At 63.1% G+C, this 23,360-nt stretch carries 23 protein-coding genes; 10 read left to right on the top strand and 13 right to left on the bottom strand.

What is annotated here, in order from left to right:
* Positions 1-5 precede the first annotated feature (5 nt).
* The 4 genes from CXR43_RS12875 to CXR43_RS12860 all read right to left on the bottom strand — a co-directional run bounded on the left by CXR43_RS12875 (position 6) and on the right by CXR43_RS12860 (position 4,993).
* Positions 6-263, bottom strand: a complete 258-nt coding sequence (locus tag CXR43_RS12875; protein WP_103334465.1) for a DUF4212 domain-containing protein — start codon at positions 261-263, stop codon at positions 6-8.
* 62 nt (positions 264-325) lie between these two features.
* A complete protein-coding gene (locus tag CXR43_RS12870) occupies positions 326-997 on the bottom strand; it encodes an adenylate kinase (protein ID WP_103334464.1) in 672 nt (223 codons plus the stop codon).
* 14 nt (positions 998-1,011) lie between these two features.
* Positions 1,012-2,976: an acetate--CoA ligase gene (gene acs / locus CXR43_RS12865; protein WP_103334463.1), complete on the bottom strand. Its 1,965-nt coding sequence runs from the start codon at positions 2,974-2,976 to the stop codon at positions 1,012-1,014.
* Positions 2,977-3,331: 355 nt separating this feature from the next.
* Positions 3,332-4,993, bottom strand: coding sequence for a SulP family inorganic anion transporter (locus CXR43_RS12860; RefSeq protein WP_246831383.1), 1,662 nt, complete (start codon positions 4,991-4,993; stop codon positions 3,332-3,334).
* A 74-nt stretch (positions 4,994-5,067) separates the two neighbouring features.
* On the opposite strand from CXR43_RS12860, the gene CXR43_RS12855 reads away from it, so the two are divergent.
* Positions 5,068-5,553, top strand: coding sequence for a HugZ family pyridoxamine 5'-phosphate oxidase (locus tag CXR43_RS12855; protein WP_103334462.1), 486 nt, complete (start codon positions 5,068-5,070; stop codon positions 5,551-5,553).
* 36 nt (positions 5,554-5,589) lie between these two features.
* Here the strand turns inward: CXR43_RS12855 and CXR43_RS12850 are convergent, their stop codons facing one another.
* From CXR43_RS12850 to CXR43_RS12835, 4 genes are all read right to left on the bottom strand, one after another.
* A complete protein-coding gene (locus CXR43_RS12850; RefSeq protein WP_103334699.1) occupies positions 5,590-7,878 on the bottom strand; it encodes a glycosyl hydrolase family 28-related protein in 2,289 nt (762 codons plus the stop codon).
* Positions 7,879-7,964: 86 nt separating this feature from the next.
* A complete protein-coding gene (locus CXR43_RS12845) occupies positions 7,965-9,116 on the bottom strand; it encodes a glycosyltransferase (protein WP_146036523.1) in 1,152 nt (383 codons plus the stop codon).
* Between the two features lie 135 nt (positions 9,117-9,251).
* Positions 9,252-10,898, bottom strand: a complete 1,647-nt coding sequence (gene groL, locus CXR43_RS12840) for a chaperonin GroEL (protein ID WP_103334460.1) — start codon at positions 10,896-10,898, stop codon at positions 9,252-9,254.
* A 40-nt stretch (positions 10,899-10,938) separates the two neighbouring features.
* Entirely contained in the window at positions 10,939-11,226 is a 288-nt protein-coding gene (locus CXR43_RS12835) for a co-chaperone GroES (protein WP_103334459.1), read from the bottom strand.
* A gap of 186 nt (positions 11,227-11,412) precedes the next feature.
* Between CXR43_RS12835 and CXR43_RS12830 the strand changes: the two genes are divergently transcribed.
* A complete protein-coding gene (locus CXR43_RS12830) occupies positions 11,413-12,405 on the top strand; it encodes a TraB/GumN family protein (RefSeq protein WP_103334458.1) in 993 nt (330 codons plus the stop codon).
* Positions 12,406-12,524: 119 nt separating this feature from the next.
* On the opposite strand, the gene CXR43_RS17760 is transcribed toward CXR43_RS12830, so the two are convergent.
* Positions 12,525-12,767: a hypothetical protein gene (locus tag CXR43_RS17760; protein ID WP_146036522.1), complete on the bottom strand. Its 243-nt coding sequence runs from the start codon at positions 12,765-12,767 to the stop codon at positions 12,525-12,527.
* Positions 12,768-12,928: 161 nt separating this feature from the next.
* Between CXR43_RS17760 and CXR43_RS12820 the strand changes: the two genes are divergently transcribed.
* The 6 genes from CXR43_RS12820 to CXR43_RS12795 all read left to right on the top strand — a co-directional run bounded on the left by CXR43_RS12820 (position 12,929) and on the right by CXR43_RS12795 (position 17,838).
* Positions 12,929-13,849 (top strand): manganese-dependent inorganic pyrophosphatase, encoded by a 921-nt coding sequence (locus CXR43_RS12820; protein ID WP_103334456.1) that lies wholly within the window; start codon positions 12,929-12,931, stop codon positions 13,847-13,849.
* A 109-nt stretch (positions 13,850-13,958) separates the two neighbouring features.
* Positions 13,959-14,834 (top strand): TIGR01459 family HAD-type hydrolase, encoded by an 876-nt coding sequence (locus CXR43_RS12815; RefSeq protein WP_103334455.1) that lies wholly within the window; start codon positions 13,959-13,961, stop codon positions 14,832-14,834.
* A 126-nt stretch (positions 14,835-14,960) separates the two neighbouring features.
* Positions 14,961-15,404 carry a MaoC family dehydratase gene (locus CXR43_RS12810; protein ID WP_103334454.1) on the top strand — a complete coding sequence of 148 codons (444 nt, stop codon included), beginning with the start codon at positions 14,961-14,963 and terminating at the stop codon, positions 15,402-15,404.
* A 28-nt stretch (positions 15,405-15,432) separates the two neighbouring features.
* Positions 15,433-16,356: a bifunctional riboflavin kinase/FAD synthetase gene (locus CXR43_RS12805; protein ID WP_103334453.1), complete on the top strand. Its 924-nt coding sequence runs from the start codon at positions 15,433-15,435 to the stop codon at positions 16,354-16,356.
* Positions 16,357-16,378: 22 nt separating this feature from the next.
* A complete protein-coding gene (locus tag CXR43_RS12800; protein WP_103334452.1) occupies positions 16,379-16,822 on the top strand; it encodes a YcgN family cysteine cluster protein in 444 nt (147 codons plus the stop codon).
* On the top strand, positions 16,822-17,838 hold the full coding sequence (locus tag CXR43_RS12795) for a threonine aldolase family protein (RefSeq protein ID WP_103334451.1): 1,017 nt from the start codon (positions 16,822-16,824) through the stop codon (positions 17,836-17,838). The genes CXR43_RS12800 and CXR43_RS12795 overlap by 1 nt, the downstream gene beginning before the upstream one ends.
* A gap of 4 nt (positions 17,839-17,842) precedes the next feature.
* Here CXR43_RS12795 and CXR43_RS12790 read toward each other — a convergent pair whose 3' ends face one another.
* A complete protein-coding gene (locus CXR43_RS12790; RefSeq protein WP_103334450.1) occupies positions 17,843-18,436 on the bottom strand; it encodes a 2-hydroxychromene-2-carboxylate isomerase in 594 nt (197 codons plus the stop codon).
* A 92-nt stretch (positions 18,437-18,528) separates the two neighbouring features.
* Here CXR43_RS12790 and CXR43_RS12785 point away from each other — a divergent pair, with 92 nt between their 5' ends.
* On the top strand, positions 18,529-19,548 hold the full coding sequence (locus CXR43_RS12785) for a ribose-phosphate pyrophosphokinase (RefSeq protein ID WP_103334449.1): 1,020 nt from the start codon (positions 18,529-18,531) through the stop codon (positions 19,546-19,548).
* A gap of 139 nt (positions 19,549-19,687) precedes the next feature.
* Positions 19,688-21,046 carry a methyl-accepting chemotaxis protein gene (locus tag CXR43_RS12780; protein ID WP_210402092.1) on the top strand — a complete coding sequence of 453 codons (1,359 nt, stop codon included), beginning with the start codon at positions 19,688-19,690 and terminating at the stop codon, positions 21,044-21,046.
* A gap of 9 nt (positions 21,047-21,055) precedes the next feature.
* Here the strand turns inward: CXR43_RS12780 and CXR43_RS12775 are convergent, their stop codons facing one another.
* The 3 genes from CXR43_RS12775 to atpD form a co-directional block, all read right to left on the bottom strand.
* Entirely contained in the window at positions 21,056-21,406 is a 351-nt protein-coding gene (locus CXR43_RS12775) for an H-type lectin domain-containing protein (protein ID WP_103334698.1), read from the bottom strand.
* Between the two features lie 108 nt (positions 21,407-21,514).
* A complete protein-coding gene (locus CXR43_RS12770; protein WP_103334447.1) occupies positions 21,515-21,901 on the bottom strand; it encodes a F0F1 ATP synthase subunit epsilon in 387 nt (128 codons plus the stop codon).
* A 10-nt stretch (positions 21,902-21,911) separates the two neighbouring features.
* Entirely contained in the window at positions 21,912-23,354 is a 1,443-nt protein-coding gene (gene atpD / locus CXR43_RS12765; protein WP_103334446.1) for a F0F1 ATP synthase subunit beta, read from the bottom strand.
* Between the last annotated feature and the right edge of the window lie 6 nt (positions 23,355-23,360).

Genomic DNA, 23,360 nt, shown 5'->3' with positions numbered 1-23,360 from the left:
CCCCCTTACTCTTCGACGCCGTGGTCGCGGTCGATCTTGTTCATTTTTGCCGCATAGACAAAAATCAACACGAGGAACACGTAGATCGATCCGTTCTGGGCGAACCAGAACCCAAGGTCGGCGCCGCCGATCGAAATGCCCGACAGCGCGGGCCGCAATAGAATGCCAATACCGAACGAGCAGATGAACCAGATCGCAAGTGATATCCAGATCACCCGCAGGTTTGCTGCCCAATAGGCACTGGACGAAGATTTGTCCGCCATGAGTGTTACTCCCTGTTTTTTACGTCTCCACACCCGCACCCCCTTGGGGATACGGGCCCCCCTCACTGTGCCGAGACCCCTGCCACGATGCCGCCCAATGTCTGCCGGATGGCCGCGATGTCACCCATCGCGTCGATCCGTTGCAGAACACCTTTGCCCTCGTAATAGCTGATCAGCGGTGCCGTCTGTGCGTGGTAGGCTTTCAGCCGTTCCCGCACAGTTTCGGCCGTGTCGTCAGCCCGGCGCTTGAAGCCGGTGCCGCCGCATTTGTCGCAAACACCCGCGGCTGCGGGCTGCTTGAATGTGTCATGATAGCCTTCACCGCAGCTGCCGCAGGTGTAGCGGCCCGCCACGCGGCCCACCATCGCCTCGTCATCCACCTCCAGGCTGATGGCCGCGTCAACCCGCTGACCTGATGCCGCCAGCAACGCGTCCAGATCGGCGGCCTGGCGGTCGGTCCGCGGAAAACCGTCAAGGATGATGCCGCGTGCCACATCGGGTTGTTGCATCCGGTCTTTCAGGATGGCCAGAACAATCTCGTCCCCGACCAGCCCGCCCGCTTCCATCACCGCACGGGCCTGCTGACCCGCCGCACTGCCCGAGGCCACGGCAGAACGCAACAGATCGCCGGTGGACAGCTGGACCAGACCGAAGTCCTCTTCCAGAATCCGGGCCTGCGTGCCCTTGCCGGCACCCGGCGGCCCCAGCAGGATCAGAACGGTCGGGGGTGTCATGTCGCGCACCCCCGTCAGCCCCGGTTCATCCGGTTGTCGATCAGATCATCGACCACCGAAGGATCGGCAAGGGTCGAAGTATCGCCAAGCGCTGCAAAGTCGTTCTCGGCAATCTTGCGCAGGATGCGGCGCATGATCTTGCCCGACCGGGTTTTCGGCAGGCCCGGCGCCCATTGGATCAGATCGGGCTTGGCAATCGGGCCAATCTCGGTGCGGACCCAGACTTCCAGCTCCTTGCGCAGGGCGTCCGTGGGCTCGACCCCGTTCATCAGCGTGACATAGGCATAGATGCCCTGCCCCTTGATGTCATGCGGATAGCCGACCACGGCCGCCTCGGCCACCGCCTCATGCGCCACCAGCGCCGATTCCACCTCCGCCGTGCCCATCCGGTGACCGCTCACGTTGATCACGTCATCCACGCGGCCGGTGATCCAGTAGTCACCATCCTCGTCCCGGCGGCAGCCGTCACCGGTGAAATAATACCCCCGGTACTGGCTGAAATACGCCTCTTCAAACCGCGCATGATCGCCCCAGAGGGTGCGCATCATGCCGGGCCAGCTGTCGGTGATGCAAAGCACCCCGGTGGCGGCGGTTTCGGTCTGCACCTCGGCATTGGCCGGGTCCAGCACCAGCGGCTTGATGCCAAAGAACGGCTTGGTGGCCGCCCCCGGTTTCTGCGGGATCGCGCCGGGCAGCGGCGTGATCAGATGGCCGCCGGTCTCGGTCTGCCAGAAGGTATCGACAATCGGGCAATTTCCCTTGCCGACATGGGTGTTGTACCAGTTCCATGCCTCGGGGTTGATCGGCTCGCCCACCGTGCCCAACAACTTGAGCGACGACAGATCATGCTTTTCCACCCACTCCGCGCCCATCCCCATCAGCGACCGGATCGCCGTCGGCGCGGTGTAGAACTGGGTCACGCGATGTTTGGCGCAGACCTCCCAGAACCGTCCGGCATCAGGATAGGTTGGCACACCCTCGAACATGATCGTGGTCGCGCCATTCGCCAGCGGGCCATAGATGATATAGCTGTGCCCCGTCACCCAACCCACATCGGCGGTGCACCAGAACACATCGCCATCATGATAGTCGAAGGTATACTGATGCGTCATCGACGCATAAACAAGGTAACCGCCCGAGGTATGCACCACCCCCTTCGGCCGCCCGGTGGAGCCAGAGGTGTACAGGATGAACAGCGGGTCTTCGGCCCCCACCTCGACATAGGGACAATAGGGTTTTGCGGCGGCCATCTCGGCCTTCACATCCACATCGCGCCCCTCGATCCAGGTGGTCTGGTCGCCGGTGTGCTTGACCACCAGGCATTTCACCCGGTCCGAACAATCAAACAGCGCCTTGTCGGTGTTGGATTTCAGCGCCGTCTTCTTGCCACCACGCGGCGCGAAATCGGCGGTGATCACCACCTTGGCCTCGGAATCGTTGATCCGGTTGGCAAGAGCGTCGGGCGAGAAGCCCGCAAACACCACCGAATGAATCGCCCCGATCCGCGCGCAGGCCAGCATGGCATAGGCAGCCTCCGGGATCATCGGCAGATAAAGCACCACCCGGTCGCCCTTGCCCACACCATGGGCTTTGAGCACATTCGCCATGCGCGACGTGTTTTCCAGCAACTGCCGGTAGGTGATGTGCAGCGCAGGCGTTGCCGGATTGTCCGGCTCCCAGATGATCGCGGTCTGGTCGGCACGGGTCAGCATGTGGCGGTCAATGCAATTGGCACTGACGTTCAGCGCGCCATCCTCAAACCATTTGATCGACACATTGCCATAGTCGAACGAGCTGTTCTTGACCTTGGTGAAGGGCTTGATCCAGTCAATGCGCTGCGCCTGCTCGGCCCAGAAGGCATCCGGGTCGGCAACAGATGCGTCATACATCCGCGCATACCCCTCCGCATCAATATGTGCATTGGCAATGAAATCAGCGGATGCGTGATAGACGCCCGGTGCTGAACCCTGATCTGACATGTGGCTTTTCCTCCAATGCGGACAGGCCAATGCCCGCTTCCTGCACTTTGATGGCGACCCCGCCGCCGCAAAGACATCTCCAACCCAAGACAGAGTGTAACGCGTGGATAATTTTAATGTAACCCCTTTTTATAAATGGATTATTTTGTGAAGAAATTTTCAGATCATCTGTTAATTCTGAAAACTTCCGAAAACCGCCCAAAATTTGACAAGGTTTTTCAACCGCATGCCCGTTCACGGACCGGTGATCACAGCAGGCCGGATGACCCAAGGGAAAGCGGGGGCCGTCAACCCGGCTCCAAGGCAGATGTCACAGGGCCAGACTCACAGGAACCCGCCGCGAATCATGCTTGCGCTAACGTGCAGCCTCGGCCGCATCGACACCGTCCAGATCCGCGGCAAACCGCACCAAAGGGTCACGCGCCCCCTGTGCAAGCAGCGCCAGGCGCACCTCGGGCCGGGCACCGGTCAGGTACAGCTGCCCCCCCTTGCGCGCAATCTTGTGGGCCAGAAGCTCGAACGACCGGGCCCCGCTGGAATCGATGAAGGGCACATCGCTGAAATCAACCACAAAGGCGCGCGGGTGATCGGCGATCCGGTCCAGCACCGCCCCAAGCCGCGCCGCTGCCCCAAAGAAATAAGGCCCGTGCAGACGGTAGACCACCCTGTCCCGATCTGCGCCGCCACGCTCTGGCCGGTCGGGCACAACCGCCGCTTCCACCTGCGCCGCCTCCGACATCCGCCGGATGAACACCAGCCCACCCAGGGCAAAGCCGACCACGATGCCCTCGGTCAGGTCACGGAACACCACCAGCAGGAAGGTGACGATCACCACCATCGCATCGCCCTTGGACGATTTCACCAGCGCCCAGAATTCTTCCTTCTCGGCCATGTTCCAGGCCACCACCGCCAGCAAGCCGGCAAGGGCTGCCAGCGGGATGAACGCCGCCAGCGGGGCCGCCACCAGCATGAATCCCAGCACGAACAGCGCATGCAGCATGCCCGACACCGGGCCGCGGCTGCCGGCGCGCACATTGGTCGCCGTGCGCGCGATGGTGCCGGTCACACAGAACCCGCCAAACAGCGCCGACCCGAGATTGGCCACGCCTTGCGCCACCAGTTCAATATTGCTGCGGTGCTGCCGCCCGCTCATCCCGTCGGCCACCACCGCCGACAGCAGCGATTCAATCGCCCCCAGCAGCGTGAAACTGACCGCATAGGGCAAGGCCGCCAGCACGGCCTCGGCGCTCATCTGCGGCAAGGCCGGAAGGGGCGGCAAGCGCGGCAGATCGCCAAAGCGCGACCCGATGGTTTCCACCGGCAGGCCCAGCATGGCCACACCCGCTGCCGCTGCCACAATGGCAATCAACAGGTTGGGCCATCCTGGCCTCAGCCGCTTTATCCCCAGGATCATCCCGATGGTGGCCAGTGCCACCACCAGAGCCATCGGCGTCACCGTGCCGCGCGCCTCCCACAGTGCCCCCACCTTGTGCACAATCTCGGCAGGCTCTGGCCCGGCAAGCTGCAATCCGAACAGATCCTTCATCTGGCTGGCAAAGATGATCACCGCAATCCCGGCCGTGAACCCCACTGTCACCGGATAGGGGATGAACTTGATATAGGTGCCAAGGCGCAGCGCCCCCGCAACCATCAGCAAAAGGCCCGACAGGAAGGTGGCCAGAATCAGCCCCTCAATCCCGATCTGCATCACACAGGCCGAAACCAGCACAATGAAGGCCCCCGCCGGCCCGCCGATCTGAAACCGGCTGCCCCCCAGCGCCGAGACCAGAAAGCCGCCGATGATGGTGGTGTAAAGCCCACGCTCCGGCCCCACCCCGCTGGCAATGGCAATCGCCATCGACAAGGGCAAGGCCACGATCGCCACCGTCAGACCTGCCAGCACATCGGCGCGGAAATCGCGGCCCGTATAGCCTTCGCGCAGCACCGTCATCAGTTTTGGCATGAATTCGGCGGAAGTCCCCCCCGCCATCGCAGTCTCAGTCGCCTTGTCAGTCATTTTCTGGTCCGGTCCCTTGCGTGCCGCATGCAAGCGCCTCACAACCCACCCTGTCAATCGCGTTGGAGCTGAAAATGGCCACAAGACCCGATCCCGTCCTGCCAGCAGATGATGCGGCCCGCGCGCTGTCGCGCGATCTTCTGGCCGCCACCCATGCCGCCCTGTCCTATCTGGAGCCAGAGACGGCGCTGCCCGCCATCAGCCGCATCGCCTTTGGCCTAGACCCGGCTGGCGTGCCGATGACGCTGATCTCGGCCCTGGCCCCGCACAGCGCCGCCTTGCGCGCAAACCCCGCCTGCGCGCTCTTGCTGGGCGAACCGGGGCCGAAGGGTGACCCGCTGACCCACCCGCGCCTGATGCTTCAGGCCCGCGCGCAATTCATCGCGCCAGACGACCCGAACCGCCCCACACTGCGCGATCACTGGCTGGCGCATCACCCGAAATCAAAGCTCTACATCGACTTTGCCGATTTCTCCCTTGTCCGCCTGCATCCGGTCTCGGCCCTGCTGAACGGCGGCTTCGGCCGGGCCTTCCGGCTCTCCCCCGCCGATCTGACGTAACAGGGGCGGCCCGGCGGGCCACCCCCTTGAAACGACTCAGGTCGGCACATCACAGCGCAGCGTGGCCAGCACCTTGCCCTTCACCGCCACCGGCCAGCGCACATGCACCAGATTGCGGTCTGTCCCCTGCTCATTCTGCACAAAGGGCATCACATACTGCACCACGCCCGAGGCATTGGTGATCGCGCCGTCCGCCACCAGGCTTTGCGTGTTGCGCACCCTGGCCCCGAACGGCATGAACGGCCCGCCATCCACCACCCAGGTCGCAGCTTCGGTGTTCTGCGTGTGCAGAATCGGCAAAGGATTCATCGCAATCTGACTGACGCCATTGAAGGCATTCGACCCGAAATTCACATTGCGGAACCGGCTGTAATCTAGCGTGCCATGGGTTGTGTCCACCACGTCAACCCGGTCTATAGCCCCGTTGATCGCCCGGAACGTATTGTCCGATACGGTCAGCCCCTGCACGAAATGCCCCGATCCCTTGGGCGCAATCACGATCCAGCGGAACCAGGGCGCCACGCCGCTGGCATAGAAATGATTGGCCGCGATCGACAGATTGCCATAGCCCAGCCCGGTGGTGAAATTCGGGTCCGCATCATGTTCGTTCGACCATTCGATAAAGCAGTTGTCGACGTAATTCCCGGTGAATGTCAGCCGCGGATTGGTCTGGGTGATGATCAGCCCCGCGCGCCGGATGCCCGAAGGCGCGTTGTCGCCCTGAAAGAAATGGTTGCCGCTGATCAGATGGCCCCCGCCATTCGCCACCATGAAATGCGCAAAGCGCACCACCCGGTTCGACCGGATCTTGCAGTCATTGGCGTTCACATTCAGCGCAATCGTGGTCCGGTCCTGCGCCAGCAGGGCCTGCTCGTTCGACCAGAACTGGCAGCCCTCCACGATCAGCCCCTGACACCCGGTGCCAGTCGAGGTGATGCCGCGATCCTTGGGCCGGTTGAACACACAATCCCCGATCCGCAGGGTCAGCCCGACGCGGGGCAGCATCACCGCTGAACACAGCCCGTTGCAGTTCAGATCCAGCCGGTCCAGCTCGAACCGCGACAGATCCTCAAAGCCGGAAAAATCCAGCAGATACTTGTAGCGGGTAAAGGTCAGCACCCGCGTGCCCGCCCCGCCCCACAGCGGCTGGCTGAGCGTCAGCGTCCCGGTGCCGATGTTCCGCTCGGTCACATAGACCTCACGCCCGACGCCCGGGCCGCTCACGCGTGACCCCACCGGAATGGCGGCCACATTGGCCACCGCCGTCAGCGCATTCGGATTGGCCGGGCTGTAGGTCGCCCCAGATGTCACCTCCACCGTGTCCCATCCCGGCCCGGCCACCGCGTTCAGCTGCCCGTTGGTCAGGAACCGGCGCTGCGCAAAGGTGGTCAGCCCGGATATGGCCGCCACATCCAGCGGCTCCACCAGATCAATCCGGCGATCCGACAGATCCAGCGCCACATGATCGGTAAAATAGAACAGCGCCTGCAACGCCTTGCGAAAGCCCAGCAATTCATTGCCAAAGGCACTGGTATAGGTGTCCAGATCATAATTCCGTGTCAGTGCCAGCCGCACCGTATCGGGCTGGCTCAGCGTGCCCTGAAACCGGATCGGATTGTTGATCGTCAGGTTGCCGGCAATCCGGTACACCCCGGCAGGCACCGTGATCGTGCGGCCCTGCGCCGCCGCATCGGCGGCCGCAAAGGCTGCCGTGTCATCGGTTGCGGCATCCCCGCGCGCGCCATAATCGCGCACATCCACCGCGTCAAAGATGTCGCGCAGATAGAACCCGGTGACATCCTCGATCTCGATATCGTCAATCCGCACCACACCGCCATTCGGCCCGGTCAGATCCACCCCGATATGGCTATAGGCCGCGCTCGCGCCCCAGGCCATGGTCACCCCGCTGCGCCAGCCGGTGCCGACAATCGCGGCGATTTCCACCACCTGCCCGTATTGCGTCAGCGTCTGCGACGGGCCCGACTGCACCACGCCCGGCACATTGGTGCCGTTCGACCGCCCGGCCCAGGCCGCGATCCGCACCGAGGGAAAGGCCCCCGAAATGCACTTCACCCGCACCCGCACCAGCAGATACAGCCCCGGCTGCATCGGGATCTGCTGAAAGCACCGCAGCTTCTGGGTTGCCTGGGTCTTTTGCAATTCCAGCGCCCCGCCGAAATCCTGATCCGCCGGAACGAAGGCCGCATTGGATTGCCCCGCATAAGACCCCTGCCCCGGCAGCCCATCCTCGCGCGACCACAGGTTCAGCCCCGCAGAGAACGGCGGCGGCATCAGCGCCAGCCCGTCGGTAATCGCCTTGTTCATGTCATCACCCTCGCTTGGTCCCAGCGGCCAGCGGTTGCCCCCGGCCATGCGAGGGACAGGGCTATCAACATCAGGTTAATGCCATCTCAGACCACCGTACGCTGGGGCGGCAGGCAGGCGGCGAAATGCGCCATGCGGCGCGCGAATTCCGCTTCGAAACCATGGGCTTGCGCAAAACGCAGCCCGGCTTTGGCGGCAGCGGTCACCGCCGTCCGTTCGCCCGCCAGCCGCATGATCCCCTCTGCCAACGCGCGCCGGTCGCCCAAAGGCACCGCCCAGCCGCCGCCGCTTTGCGCCGCCAGCCGCCCCCACATCGCATTGGCATAGCCCAGCACCGGCACCCCGCAGCCCAGGCTTTCCAGATAGGTGCAGGACGGGTCCGCTTGCCGGTGACAGCTCAGGAACACATCCGCCTTGGCCCGCATCCAGGGCACCAGACCGGTTTCAAACTCCACCGGCGCATGCAGGCGCAGCCGCCCGCCCAAAGCCGGAACCCCCGCGCGCAGCTCGGCCTCCAGCCCGCCGGTGCCAAAGACATCCAGCGTGAACGCCACCCCCGTGTCCAGCAGCGCGCGCGCCACCGGCACCAGATCCTGCGCGCCCTTCATCGGCTCCAGCCGCCCCGAATGCACCAAGCGCAGCGGCCCGGCATACGCCGCCTTGGCCGCCATCTCCTCCGGCGTGGCCATCATCGCCCGGCGCATCCGCCCGTCCAGATACAGCAAGGGCCGTGCGTTCAGCCCCGCATAGGCGTCAAAGGCCGGATAGCCATTGCACTGCAGTCCCGCCGCCCGCCGGAACGCGGCCCGGCGCCGGGCCTCCATCCGCAGATTCCACAGCGCAGACCAGCCCTTGCGCATCAGCCCCCGGTCGCGGTCCAGCGCCACGATGCGCAGCCGCGTGCCAATCGTGTACTCCACCACAAACACCACCGGCACCGGCCCGCCTGCCAACGCCAGCGCCTCGGCCATATCGGCCGGCGCGGCAATCAAGTCGGCCGGCACGGCAGGCAGCGCCGCACCCGCCGGCAGCACGGTCAGCGCAAACCCCAGATCGCCCGGCGCATACGCCGCGCCAAAGGGCACCGCCCCCGCCCCCTCCCACAGCACGGCAGACAGCGCCCCGTCCCACAGCGCAGCATGCGCCCGCATGCCCTCGACATATTTCACATCCAGCCGCAGCCGCCCATCAGGCAAGCGGATCACGGGCGCAGGCGCAAGCATCAGCAAATGGGGCATAAGACCTCCGGCATCATCGCCGTCATCCCGTGCCTTTCCGGCCAGATCAAGGCCGGACAAAGGAAAAGGGGCGGCCCTTGCGGACCGCCCCCAATTTCCTTGCGGAAACGACTGTTCAGATGTGCAAGCCGCAGCTTACATCATGCCGTCCATGCCGCCCATGCCGCCCATGCCGCCGCCGGCGCCGCCAGCCGATTCCTTGACCGGCTTGTCAGCGATCATGGCTTCGGTGGTGATCAGCAGCGACGCAACCGAGGCTGCATCTTCCAGAGCGGTCCGCGTCACCTTGGCCGGGTCGATCACACCAAAGGCGAACATGTCGCCATATTCTTCGGTCTGAGCGTTGAAGCCAAAGGTCACGTCATTGGACTCGCGCACCTTGCCGGCCACGACAGCGCCATCGACGCCAGCGTTTTCAGCAATCTGGCGCAGCGGCGCTTCCAGGGCGCGGCGCACGATGGCGATCCCCGCGTTCTGGTCAGAGTTCGCACCGGTCAGGCCTTCAAGCACCTTGCCAGCCTGAACCAGAGCCACACCACCGCCGACGACGATGCCTTCCTGCACGGCAGCGCGGGTTGCGTTCAGCGCGTCATCAACGCGGTCCTTACGCTCCTTCACTTCCACTTCGGTCATGCCGCCAACCTTGATCACGGCAACACCGCCAGCCAGTTTGGCCACGCGCTCTTGCAGCTTCTCACGGTCGTAATCGGACGTGGTTTCTTCGATCTGGGCGCGGATCTGGGCCACGCGGGCTTCGATCTCGGCCTTGTCGCCAGCGCCATCAACGATGGTGGTGTTGTCCTTGTTGATCGTGACCTTCTTGGCACGGCCCAGCATGTCGATGCCGACATTCTCCAGCTTCATGCCCAGATCATCGCTGATCACCTGACCACCGGTCAGGATGGCGATGTCCTGCAGCATCGCCTTGCGACGATCGCCAAAGCCCGGAGCCTTGACAGCAGCGATTTTCAGACCACCGCGCAGCTTGTTCACGACCAGCGTGGCCAGAGCCTCGCCTTCCACATCTTCCGCAATGATGATCAGCGGGCGCTGCGACTGGATCACGGCCTCCAGCAGCGGCACCATCGGCTGCAGCGACGACAGTTTCTTCTCGTGCAGCAGGATGTAGGCGTCTTCCAGATCGGCGATCATCTTGTCAGCATTGGTGACAAAATAGGGCGACAGGTAGCCACGGTCGAACTGCATGCCTTCGACAACGGTGGTTTCCGTTTCCAGACCCTTGTTCTCTTCGACGGTGATCACACCCTCGTTGCCGACTTTCTGCATCGCATCCGCGATCTGGCGGCCGATTTCCGCTTCGCCGTTGGCCGAGATGGTCCCGACCTGGGCCACTTCTGCGCTGTCCTTGACGGGACGCGAAGCTGCCTTGATCGCCGCCACAACCTTGACCACGGCCAGGTCGATGCCGCGCTTCAGATCCATCGGGTTCATGCCAGCAGCAACAGCTTTCAGGCCGTCCTTGATGATGGCCTGCGCCAGCACGGTCGCGGTGGTGGTGCCGTCGCCTGCTTCGTCATTGGTGCGGGAAGCGACTTCCTTCACCATCTGTGCGCCCATGTTCTCGAACTTGTCTGCCAGTTCGATTTCCTTGGCAACCGTCACACCGTCCTTGGTGATGCGGGGCGAGCCGAAGGATTTGTCGATCACCACGTTGCGGCCTTTCGGGCCCAGCGTGACTTTCACAGCGTCAGCAAGGATGTTCACGCCGCGCAGCATGCGGTCGCGGGCATCGGTATCAAAACGTACGTCTTTAGCAGCCATTGGGAAGCTCCTTCAAATCTGGGTTACGAAAACGTCAAGCTCAGGCGATGATGCCGAGGATGTCGCTTTCTTTCATGATCAGCAGTTCTTCGCCGTTCAGCGTCACTTCGGTGCCCGACCATTTGCCGAACAGGATGCGGTCGCCGGCCTTGACGGCAGGTGCGATCAGCTCGCCCGAATCCTTGCGCGCGCCTTCACCGACCGAGACGATTTCGCCCTCGGCTGGTTTTTCCTTGGCGGTGTCCGGGATGATCAGGCCGCCCTTGGTCTTGTCTTCGCCTTGGATGCGACGGACGAGCACGCGGTCATGCAGCGGTTTGAAAGCCATCTGGTAACACTCCCTTTAGGTTCCAGGTTAAGTCTTTTAGCACTCACCCAAGGCGAGTGCTAACGACGCTTATCTAGGAGGAACCGCCCGCGCTGTCAACCACGCCACCCCCCGCAGATGCCCGGATTTTTACTTGGCATCCCCGCCCCTGCCTGCCACCCTCCGGGCATATCCGAAGGAAAGATCATGCGTATCCTGCTGACCTCGTTGTGCCTTCTGGCCGCCCCCTTGGCCTCGGCCGCCCATGCCGCCTGCAACGGCACCAATCTGTTTGCGCAAATGGCCGCCGAAGACCGCAGCCGTCTGGAACAGGCCGCTGCTGAACAACCCTTCCATCAGGGCAATCTGTTCCGCGCCACCAAGGGCGACCAGCAGATCACCCTCGTCGGCACCTATCACCTGGGCGACCCGCGCCATGACCAGATGCTTGCCGCCGTCACCCCGCACCTTGACAGCGCCACCACCCTTCTGGTCGAGGCCGGACCCGAGGAAGAGGCCGCCCTGATGGCCGCGGTGGCGCAGGACCCCAACCTCTTCATCATGCCCGACACCACCCTGCCCGAACTGATGGAACCCGCCGAATGGCAGACCCTCTCCACCGCCATGACCGCCCGCGGCATGCCCGGCTTCATGGCCGCCAAGTTTCAGCCCTGGTACATCAGCGTCCTTCTGGCCGTGCCCCCCTGCATGATGGCCGAGGTCCAGGCCCAGGCCAGCCAAGGCCTCGACCACAGGATCATCGACGCCGCTCAAGACCGGGACATTCCGGTGCAGGCGCTGGAGCCCTATGACACGGTGTTTACCCTGTTCGACAGCTTTTCACGCGCCGACCAGATCGCGATGCTGCGCGCCTCGCTCGCCATCGAAGATCAGGCCGAAGATTACATCACCACCCTCGCCGACAGTTATTTCGCGGGCGACTCGCAGCTGATCTGGGAGCTGATGCGCGACATCTCGTTGCAGATGCCGGGCTATACCCCCGAACAGGTCGAGCAAGATCTGGAAAAGATGGAACAGGCGCTGCTGGTGACCCGCAACCGGGCCTGGATTCCGGTGATCGAGGCCGCTGCGGCCAAGGGCCCCGTCGTGGCGGCCTTCGGCGCGCTGCACCTGCCGGGCGACCATGGCATCCCGTACCTGCTGGACCAACAGGGCTGGACCGTCACGCCCCTCGAATAAGCGTAGGGCGGGGGTTCACCCCGCCATTCCGGCGGCACACAAGGCGGGGTAAACCCCGCCCTACCCATTGCATCGAAACGTGGATCACCCGGCCTGACGCGGCCAGGCCGAAACCGGCCTCAGACGCGAACGTCGAACCGGGCCGGGTCAATCCCCAGCACGCGCAGGTCTTCGGCGGCCGGCTTGCGACGGTTCTCAAACGCATTCGCAACCAAAGCAGCGGCGAAGAACACCTTGAACCCAGAGGCAATCGACGCAAACAGCCCCTGCAGCGGCATGGAACCGGACTTCAGGACTTTGGCGGACATCATGGCTTTTTTTCCTTGTGTTTCTATGCCTGCAATATAGGCGCGCCCGGCCATGCCGCAACGCAGCAATCCCGCAACCCCGCCATGTGTCCGCTGCATGGCAAGCCCTGCAGACCCCGCCCCGGTTTTGTCAAAGGCAGCCTGTCCCGGCGGGTGACAAAGCCCGGCCGCACGCCTATAAGCCGCGTCAAACCCCCTGCCCATAGGTGCCCTCCATGACCACCCTCGTCTTCGGCCACAAATCCCCCGACACCGATTCCACCGGCTCGCCCATCATCTGGGCCTGGTATCTGTCCAACGTCCTCAACACTCCGGCCAAAGCCGTGCTGCTGGGCGAACCCAATACCGAAGCCGCCTTCATGCTGACGCATTGGAACCTGCCCAAGCCCGAGATCATCGCGGATGTCACGGCCTCGGACAAAGTGGTGATCGTCGACACCAACAACCCCGCCGAACTGCCCCCCTCGATCAATGACGCGCAGATCACCGCCATCATCGACCACCACATGCTGGTCGGCGGGCTCAAGACCAAAGGCCCCATCGACATCACCATCCGCCCGCTGGCCTGCACCGCCACGATCATGCACGATCTGATGGGCGACGCGGCGGCCTCCGCCCCGCGCGAGATCAAGGGCGCCATGCTGTCCTGCATCCTGTCCGACACGCTGGAATTCCGCTCGCCCACCACCACCGCCCATGACCGCGCCGTGGCCGAGGCGCTGGCCGCCGATCTGGTCGTGTCGATTCCCGAGCTTGCCACCGCCATGTTCGAGGCGAAATCCGATGTCTCCGCCTTCACCGATGCCCAGCTGCTGCGGATGGATTCGAAAGAATACACCGTTGCGGGCAAAGAGCTGCGCGTCTCGGTGCTGGAAACCACCGCGCCCAAAATCGTGCTCGACCGCAAGGCCAGCCTGATGGCCTCGATGGACGCCGTGGCCAAAGAAGACGGCGCCGATCAGGTGCTGCTGTTCGTGGTCGACATCCTGCGCGAAGAGGCAACACTCCTCGTGCCCAATGATCTGGTCCGCCAGATGGCCGAAGCCTCCTTCGGCTGCACCGTCCATGGCGACACCGTGGTTCTGCCCGGCGTGATGAGCCGCAAAAAGCAGATCATCCCGGCGCTGAAACTCTGAAAAACGGCAGGCAAACGTTGCGCACACAGGGCCCGACGTTTGCCATACGCAAGCCATACGTAAACCAGACGCAGACCAGACCTGAAATTCCGCCGGAAAGGCCCGCCGAATGACCCAAATCATCCGCTCGCTCAACGATCTGTCGGGCCGCTACGACGCCCTGTTCTGCGACCTCTGGGGCTGCCTGCACAACGGCGTGGCCCCGTTTCCAGCGGCGGTGGCAGCCTTGCAAACCTTCCGCGCGAAGGGGGGCAAGGTCATCCTTGTCACCAACGCCCCCCGCCCGAAATCCAGCATTGTCAGACAGTTGGATGCCATGGGCCTGCCCCGCGACACCTGGGATGACATCGCCTCGTCCGGCGATGCCACCCAGGCGGCCATGCTCTCGGGCGCTGCGGGCACCAAAGTCCACCACATCGGCGCGCCCAAGGATGAACCCTTCTTTACCGATTTCGAAGATGATCTGGCCGACATGGCAGCCAACATCACCATCACCCGCGTCCCCCTTGATCAAGCCACCGGCGTGATCTGCACCGGCCTCGCCGACGACCTGACCGAAACGCCCGAGGATTACCGGGCCAAGCTGTTGATGGCAAAGACAAAAGGTCTGAAAATGCTCTGCGCCAACCCTGATATCATCGTCGATATGGGCGACAAGCGGCTCTACTGCGCCGGGGCCTTGGCCAAGGCTTACGAAGACATGGGCGGCGAAGCGCTGTATTACGGCAAACCCCACCCGCCGATCTACGATCTGGCCCGCCGCCGTCTGGGGATGGATGACGCCCGCATCCTCTGTGTTGGCGACGGGGTCCATACCGATGTGCAGGGTGGCATCGGCGAAGGGCTGGACACGCTGTTCATCACCGGCGGCATCGCCGCGCAAGAGTTTGGTCCAGATTTTCACAATCCAGACAATGACTTGCTGCTGAAATGGCTGGACGGGCACCAGCTTTCGGCCACCTATGCCATCGGCTATCTGCGCTAAGGGGCAAGTGACAGGGTAACAAAATTGCGTCTATTGTCACAAAATCGCAAATAACTTGCGCAACCGAATTGCGCTGCACTGCGGCATTTGCTAAGCTTGCACCAGCACAAGCACGGGAATCGCAAGATGTTGGACAATATGCCCCGCGGCACCATCTGCATCGAAGACCTTGAAATCGGCATGACCCGCGGCCTGTCAAAACAGGTCACCGACCGTGACATCGAGCTGTTTGCCGAGGTGTCAACCGACCGCAACCCGGTACATCTTGACGAATCCTATGCACAAGACACCATATTTGCGGGTCGCATCGCCCATGGCATGCTGACCGCCGGGCTGATCTCTGCCGTCATCGGCGAACAGCTTCCCGGTCATGGCACGGTGTATCTGGGCCAGTCGCTGCGCTTTCTGGCCCCGGTCCGCCCCGGCGATGTGGTCAATGCCGTGGTCACGGTCACGGCAATCGACCATGCAAAACGCCGGGTGACCCTTGAAACCCAGTGCTCTGTGGGTAAAACACTGGTGCTGAAGGGCGAGGCGCTGGTACTGGCACCAAGCCGCAAGTTCGACTGACGGGGCAGCTGCCCCAGACCGGGGTAGAATGCAGATCCACCATTCCTGGCAGGGGCTTCCCCCATCCGCCCGTGGCGCATCTTGTGCCATGGGCAATTTCGATGGCGTACATCTGGGGCATCAGGCGGTGATCAACCTTGCCCGTGGCTCTGCGCCCCTTGGCATCGTCACGTTTGAGCCGCACCCGCGCGAACACTTCGCCCCCGACGCCCCCCCCTTCCGCCTGATGAATGCCGAGGCCCGGCTGAACCGGCTGGCCAAGCTGGGCGTGCAGCATCTGTACGAACTGCCCTTTGATCAAACCCTGGCCGCGCTTACCCCCGAAGCGTTCGCGCGCGACGTGCTGGCGAACGGCCTTGGCATCCGCCATGTGGTCGTCGGCGCGGATTTCTGCTTTGGCCGGGGCCGTGCCGGCAAGGCGGCTGACCTGCAACGCCTTGGCAACGCTCATGGTTTCCAGACCACCATCGCCGATCTGATCACCAGCGCCGATCAGCCGATCTCCTCCTCCGCCATCCGCACCGCCCTGTCTGACGGTCGCCCGCGCGATGCTGCGGCGATGCTGGGCCACTGGCACCGGATCGAGGGCGAGGTGATCCATGGCGAAAAGCGCGGGCGCGAGCTGGGCTATCCCACCGCCAACATGTCTGTGGCAGGGCTGCACTTGCCCAAGCACGGGGTCTATGCCGTCAAGGCCGATGTGCTGGAAGGCCCGCACAAAGGCAGCTACAATGGCGCTGCCAGCCTTGGCATCCGCCCGATGTTCGGGGTGAACCAGCCCAATCTTGAAACCTTTCTGTTTGATTTCAAAGGCGATCTTTACGGCACGCACCTGTCGATCGCCTTTGTCGATTACCTGCGCCCCGAGCTGAAATTTGACGGTCTGCCTGCCCTGATCACCCAGATGGCCGCCGATTGCGACCGCGCCCGCACCATCCTTGCTGCCCTGTAACCCTTTGCCATCAGGCCTCTTCATGCGTCCGAAGTTCTGGGAAACCATCCCGCTGACAAAACTGACGCCCCAGGAATGGGAGGCGCTGTGCGACGGCTGCGGCAAGTGCTGTCTGAACAAGATCGAGTATGAAGACACGGGTGAGGTCGAATACACCCGCGTCGCCTGCCGCCTGCTGGACGGGGAAACCTGCCGCTGCAAGCATTACCCGACCCGCAAGCAATATGTGCCCGATTGCGTTCAGCTTTCCCCCAAGACCCTGCCGAAAATTGCCTATTGGATGCCCCGCACCTGCGCCTATCGCCTTCTGTATGAAGGGAAAAATCTGCCGGACTGGCACCCGCTGATCACTGGCGACGCTGAGAGCACCCACACCGCGGGGGCCTCGGTCCGGGGCTGGACGATCCCGGAGTTCGAGGTGTCGGAAGACGATTGGGAAGATTATACCATCGAGGAAACGCCCTGATGTTCTTTGCCTCAGACAACGGCGCGCCCGTTCACCCGTCGGTCTTTGCCGCGATGGAGCGGGCAAATGCGGGCTCTGCGCTGTCTTACGGCAATGACGCCGCCACCCATGCCTTGCGCGACCGGATTCGCGGGGTGTTTGAAGCCCCCGAAGCCGAGGTGCTGCTGCTGACCACAGGCACAGCCGCCAATGCTCTGGCCCTGTCGCTGCTGACCCCGCCCTGGGGCACCACCTTCTGCCATCGCCACGCCCATATTGCCGAAGACGAATGCGGCGCGCCCGAGTTCTTTTCCGGCGGGGCCAAGCTGACCCTGATCGACGGAACGAATGGCAAGATCAGCCCGGACATGCTGGAACAAGCCATTGCGCAGACCGGGGGCTCGGTCCATGTGGCGCAACGCGGCGCGCTCAGCCTGACCAATGTGACAGAGGCCGGCACCGTCTACAGCGCGACCGAACTCGCGGCACTGTGCAAGATTGCAAAGGCGCATGGCCTGCCCGTCCATCTGGATGGCGCGCGCTTTGCCAATGCCCTGGCCACCACGGGGGCCAGCCCGGCAGAGCTGTCCTGGCGGGCTGGCGTTGATGTTCTCAGCCTTGGCGGCACCAAGAACGGGCTGCTGGCAGCCGAAGCGGTGGTGCTGTTCCAGCCAACCCACGCCTGGGAGGCCGAGCTGCGCCGCAAACGCGCGGGCCATCTGAATTCAAAGCTGCGCTTTGTTGCGGCCCAGTTCGACGCATGGTTTGAAAATGACCTGTGGCTGGAAATGGCACAGCATGCCAACACACTGTCTGCCCGGCTGGCCACCGGTCTGGCGCAGATCCCCGGGGCAGAGATCCTGCACCCGACCCCCGCCAACATGATCTTCGCCCGCCTGCCCGCAGCCGCCCATGCCCGCGCCAAGGCGGCAGGGGCGGTCTACAGCCAAAGCGACGAAAGCCTGTGCCGCCTTGTCTGCGGGTGGTCCACGACGGCAGAGGATGTTGATGCCCTGCTCGCCGCGTTCCGGGGCTGAGGCGTCAGAGCTTGCCGGCCAGATACAGATCCAGATCGGCCAACCGGTCCTGCCCCCAGAACGCCTCTTCCCCCACCAGATAGAACGGCACGCCGAAGACCCCGCGGGCGACCGCCTCTTCCAGATTGGCGGCATAGGTTTCGGCACCCACCAGCAAGCCGCTATCGGCCAGTTTGGGGTCAAACCCGTTGGCAGCCAGGATATCCTTGACCACGTCATCATCGCCGATGTCGCGGTCTTCGGCCCAGACCGCCCGGCAAAACGCATGCACCAGTGCCCCCACTTCCGCGCCGGTGGCGGCAGCGGCAATGATGGCATAAGATGACGGCGCGGCATTGGTCGGAAAATACGCGGGCTTCAGGTTGAGCGGCATGCCCAACTTCAACGGCAGCCGCCGCAGCTCCTGCAGGCGATAAGCCCGGCGGCTTTCATGCCGGTCGGCCAGCACCTGACCGCCCGTCCGCGGCATCAGGGCCATCGGGTTGAGGGGCTTGTAGGTGATCGTTGCGCCATGACGCGCGGCAATCTCTTCCAGACGGGTGCCCGCAAGATAGCAATACGGCGACATGGTCGCAAAAAAGTAATCGATTTGTGTCATTTGACGAAGTCTTCCCCTGCATCGGTTTGCAAGACCCTAGTCGGGTGATAAGCGGTGTCAACGATCCGATTCCGTGGCCCCGGAGACCAGACATGCCCGCCATCACCGAACCGAAACTGATTTCCGGCAATGCAAACATGCCGCTTGCCAAATCCATAGCCCGCCGCATGTCGGTGCATCGCGGCATGTCCGTCGGGCTGGTCGACGCCCGGATCGAACGTTTCAACGATCAGGAAATCTTTGTCGAGGTGTTCGAGAATGTGCGCGGCGAGGATATGTACGTCATCCAGCCGACCTCGAACCCTGCCAATGACAACCTGATGGAACTTCTGATCATGGTTGATGCGCTGCGCCGGTCTTCGGCCAGCCGGATCACCGCCGTGATCCCCTATTTCGGCTATGCGCGGCAAGACCGCCGCGCCAAGGCCCGCACCCCGATTTCCGCCAAGCTGGTGGCCAACCTGATCGAAAGCGCCGGTGTGGACCGGGTGCTGACGCTTGATCTGCATGCCGCCCAGATTCAGGGCTTCTTCGACATTCCGGTCGACAACCTCTACGCCAGCCCGGTTTTTGCACTGGACATCGAGCACCATTTCAAGGGCCAGCTTGATCAGCTGATGGTCGTCTCTCCCGACGTGGGCGGCGTGGCCCGCGCCCGCGAACTGGCCAAGCGGATCGGTGCCCCGCTGGCCATTGTCGACAAGCGTCGCGAAAAGGCCGGTGAAATCGCCGAGATGACCGTGATCGGCGATGTAAGCGGCAAGAAATGCATCATCGTCGATGACATCTGCGACACCGCCGGCACCCTGTGCAAAGCCGCCGAAGTCCTGATGGAAAACGGCGCGACCGAAGTGCACAGCTACATCACCCACGGCGTATTGTCGGGCCCCGCAGTCGACCGGATCAGGAATTCGGTCATGAAATCACTGGTCATCACCGATTCGATCGAACAAAGCGCCGCTGCGACAGCCGCCTCCAACATCCGCATCGTTCCGACCGCACCCATGTTTGCGCAGGCGATCCTGAACATCTGGAACGGCACCAGCGTGTCCAGTCTGTTCGAAACCGAAACCCTTGTCCCGATCTATGAGGGAATGTACCAGCGCGGTTAACTTCGTCGAAACCGGCCTCAGGCCAGAGTGGCATCTGCCCCCTGGCCGCGAGGACACGATGGAAACTGCCGCGCTTATCAAGGACCGTCCTCTGCAGCCGCCCCCCGGCCCACCGGCGCGGAGCAGTTCTGACAAGATCATGGAGGAAATGGTTGCCGCCTCCATGCAGCTTGGGCACGACATTGTCGATGTGGTGGGGTTTTTCGATGGTGTCGATGATGCCGCAGCCCATCAGGTCACCCGGCTGACAGAGGTGCGCGACAGCGCCCGCAGCGTATCGCAGGCATCCGCTTCCATGGTCGGCACCACCGAACGCCTGTCCACGGTCATGGGCGGCCTGATTGAGGTGCTTGCGGCCTCCACCGCGCAACTGCACCATGCGATCGGGGCCAGCCAGCAGATCATGGGCTGGGTCAGCGGCGTGGGCGGCCAGCTCGCCCGGATTGATGAAGCCATGCGCGCCGTGCAGGCGTCAAACTCCCGCATTCTCGACATCGCGCGCGAAGTGAACATGCTCGCAATGAACGCCAAAATCGAAGCCGCCCGCGCGGGCGACCGGGGGCGCGGCTTTGCCGTGGTGGCGGATGCGGTCAATGCGCTGTCGGCCCAAACGACAAGTGCGGCGCGGGTGATCTCGGAAACCGTGGGATCTCTGGCCAATGAGATTGGCACCTTGCGCACCGAAGCGGACGGCGTCGTCGGCCAGACCGAGACGGGTCTGCGTGACCTGGCCTCGGCCGGATCAGCCTTGCAACACCTGGGGACACAGGCAACAGCAGCGGGATCGGAACTGGCCGCAATGGGCCATGATGCGCAACAGATGCGCAGCGTCATGCAAGGCTTTGGCCCAACCTTCCTGTCCCTTTACAAAGGGGTCATCGACCAGACCCAGATGATAAACGATGCGCGCCACCGCGTGTCCGATCTGATCACGCTCAGCGAGCGCATGGTCCAGCACATGTTCGAGCTTGGCGGCGCATCAGAAGACCGACCGCTGATCGATGCCGTGATGACGGCTGCCGCCCAACTGGGCGAGATCCTCGAACAGGCAATCGATGGCGGCCAGATCAGCCAGCACCTGCTGTTTTCGTCCGACTATCGCCCCATTCCCGGCAGCACACCGCCCCAGGTTATGGCCCCCTTCACCACCCTGACCGACCGGCTGTTTCCCCCCGTGCAAGAGCAGATGCTGGCGCTTGACCCAAGGGTCGTCTTTTGCGCCGCCGTGACCCGTGATGGCTATCTGCCCACGCATAACCGCAAGTTTTCGGCACCACAGGGCAATGATCCGGTCTGGAATGCCGCGAACTGCCGCAACCGTCGCATCTTTGATGATCGCGTCGGGCTGGGGGCGGGCAAATCCACAGCCCCTTTCCTGATGCAAATCTACCGGCGCGACATGGGCGGCGGGAATTTCGTGATGATGAAGGATGTTTCTGCCCCGATCAGGGTCAAGGGCAGACATTGGGGCGGGCTGCGGCTGGCCTATCGGTTCTAGGCCCATCTGTCAGTCAACTTCCCAGTCATCCTCATCCGGCACCTGACCAATCGCCATCCAATCTGCCCTGATCCGCGCCACCCGCGTGTTTCCCCAGGTTTTGAACACCAGATCAAAGCCTGCGGGGCTGATGTTTTCGGCGGTCAGATCGGCACGGGAGTTGGTCTGATGATCAATGTCCCACATTGAAATGCTGACGTGAACGGCGGGCGGCAGACGAAACCCTTGCGCAAATGCAACCGCGTGACGGCTTTCCCGATCTCCCTCACCCGTCCACATCACGCCACCATCGGCAAAATCCGAGAAAAGCATGCAAGACCCTTGCGCGATGCCAAGACTGCCGGAGGGAATCCGCTTCATGCACATGGCCTTTCTGACACTTCGCACTCTTGACGACAGGCGCGCTAAAACGAAACAGGCCCCAGCTTACGCCCGGGCCTGTTCACAATTCAACGAGGATCGATGCGCCTATTGCCCGATCGCGCTGCGCGCCGCCATCATATCAGCGACCGCCTTATCAACGGCGTCCTTGTCCTCAGAGGCACCAGCGGCCACGCGGACTTCGGCAAGCAGGCTTTCCATCAGGGCGGGCGTTGCCTCTTCCACCGGAACAGCGCGTTCGGCCAGAACCGAAACGCCTGTCGCGGTGATTTCGGCGAAGCCACCGGTCACCACAAAAGCCTTGGTTCCATCAGCGGCGACCGCTTTCAGGATACCGGGGCGCAGGGTGGTGATGGTGGGGGCATGCCCCTCCATCGCCGTCAGGTCGCCTTCGGCACCCGGAATCTGCACCTCGGTGGCCGAAGCCGACGCAAGGCGCCGCTCCGGGCTGACGAGGTCGAACTGAAATGCCATGATCCCCTCCTTATGCCGCAGCGGCGGCAAGTTTGGCGGCTTTGGCTTTCACGTCTTCGATGTCGCCGACCATATAGAAGGCCGCTTCCGGCAGGTGGTCATACTCACCGGCAACCACGGCCTTGAAGGACGCGATGGTCTTTTCCAGCGGAACCTGCACACCGTCAGACCCGGTGAACACCTTTGCCACGTCGAACGGCTGCGACAGGAAACGCTCCAGCTTGCGGGCGCGCGCGACGGCCAGCTTGTCGTCTTCCGACAATTCGTCCATGCCAAGGATGGCGATGATGTCCTGCAGCGACTTGTAGCGCTGCAGCACCTTCTGCACATCGGTCGCCACCGTGTAATGCTCGTCCCCGATGATCAGCGGGTCCAGCAGGCGCGAGGTGGAGCCCAGCGGGTCCACAGCCGGATAGATGCCTTTTTCCGAGATCGACCGGTCAAGCACGGTCGTCGCGTCCAGGTGGGCGAACGAGGTTGCTGGTGCCGGGTCGGTCAAGTCATCGGCCGGCACATACACGGCCTGCACGGATGTGATCGAGCCGTTCTTGGTCGAGGTGATGCGTTCCTGCATCGCGCCCATGTCGGTCGCCAGCGTTGGCTGATAGCCCACGGCAGACGGGATGCGGCCCAGCAGCGCCGACACTTCCGAACCGGCCTGGGTAAAGCGGAAGATGTTGTCGACGAAGAACAGCACGTCAGCGCCGGTTTCGTCGCGGAACTGTTCGGCCATGGTCAGACCCGACAGGGCAATCCGCATCCGTGCGCCCGGAGGCTCGTTCATCTGGCCGTAGACCAGTGCGATTTTCGACTTGGTCAGGTCTTCCAGATCGATAACGCCCGACTCGATCATCTCGTGATACAGGTCGTTGCCTTCACGGGTCCGCTCACCCACGCCGGCGAACACGGACACACCCGAGTGCACCTTGGCGATGTTGTTGATCAGCTCCATGATCAGAACGGTCTTGCCCACACCGGCACCCCCGAACAGACCGATCTTGCCACCCTTGGTATAGGGGGCCAGCAGGTCGATCACCTTGATCCCGGTCACCAGGATCTGGCTTTCGGTCGCCTGTTCCGCAAAGGTTGGCGCAGGCTGGTGGATCGACCGGGTCTCGGCCGCGTTGACCGGGCCACGTTCGTCGACCGGCTCGCCGATCACGTTCATGATGCGGCCCAGCGTGGCCGGACCAACCGGAACCTGAATCGGCTTGCCAGTGTCAGACACTGCCGCACCGCGCACCAGACCTTCGGTTGCATCCATGGCGACGGCGCGAACCGTGCTTTCGCCAAGGTGCTGTGCCACTTCAAGAACCAGGGTCTTGCCGTTGTTGTCGGTGATCAGCGCGTTCAGAATTGCGGGAAGTTCGCCTTCGAACTGCACGTCCACGACGGCGCCGATAACTTGCGTCACCTTGCCCGCCGCGGCAGCTGCTTCCGGTGCTTTTGCCATGTCGTT

Origin of the sequence: Pseudotabrizicola formosa (assembly GCF_002900965.1) — a bacterium.
In the GTDB taxonomy this organism is placed as follows: Bacteria; Pseudomonadota; Alphaproteobacteria; order Rhodobacterales; family Rhodobacteraceae; genus Pseudotabrizicola; species Pseudotabrizicola formosa.
The sequence above is the reverse complement of the archived record's forward strand: the minus strand, read 5'-3'. Positions and strand labels throughout refer to the sequence as shown.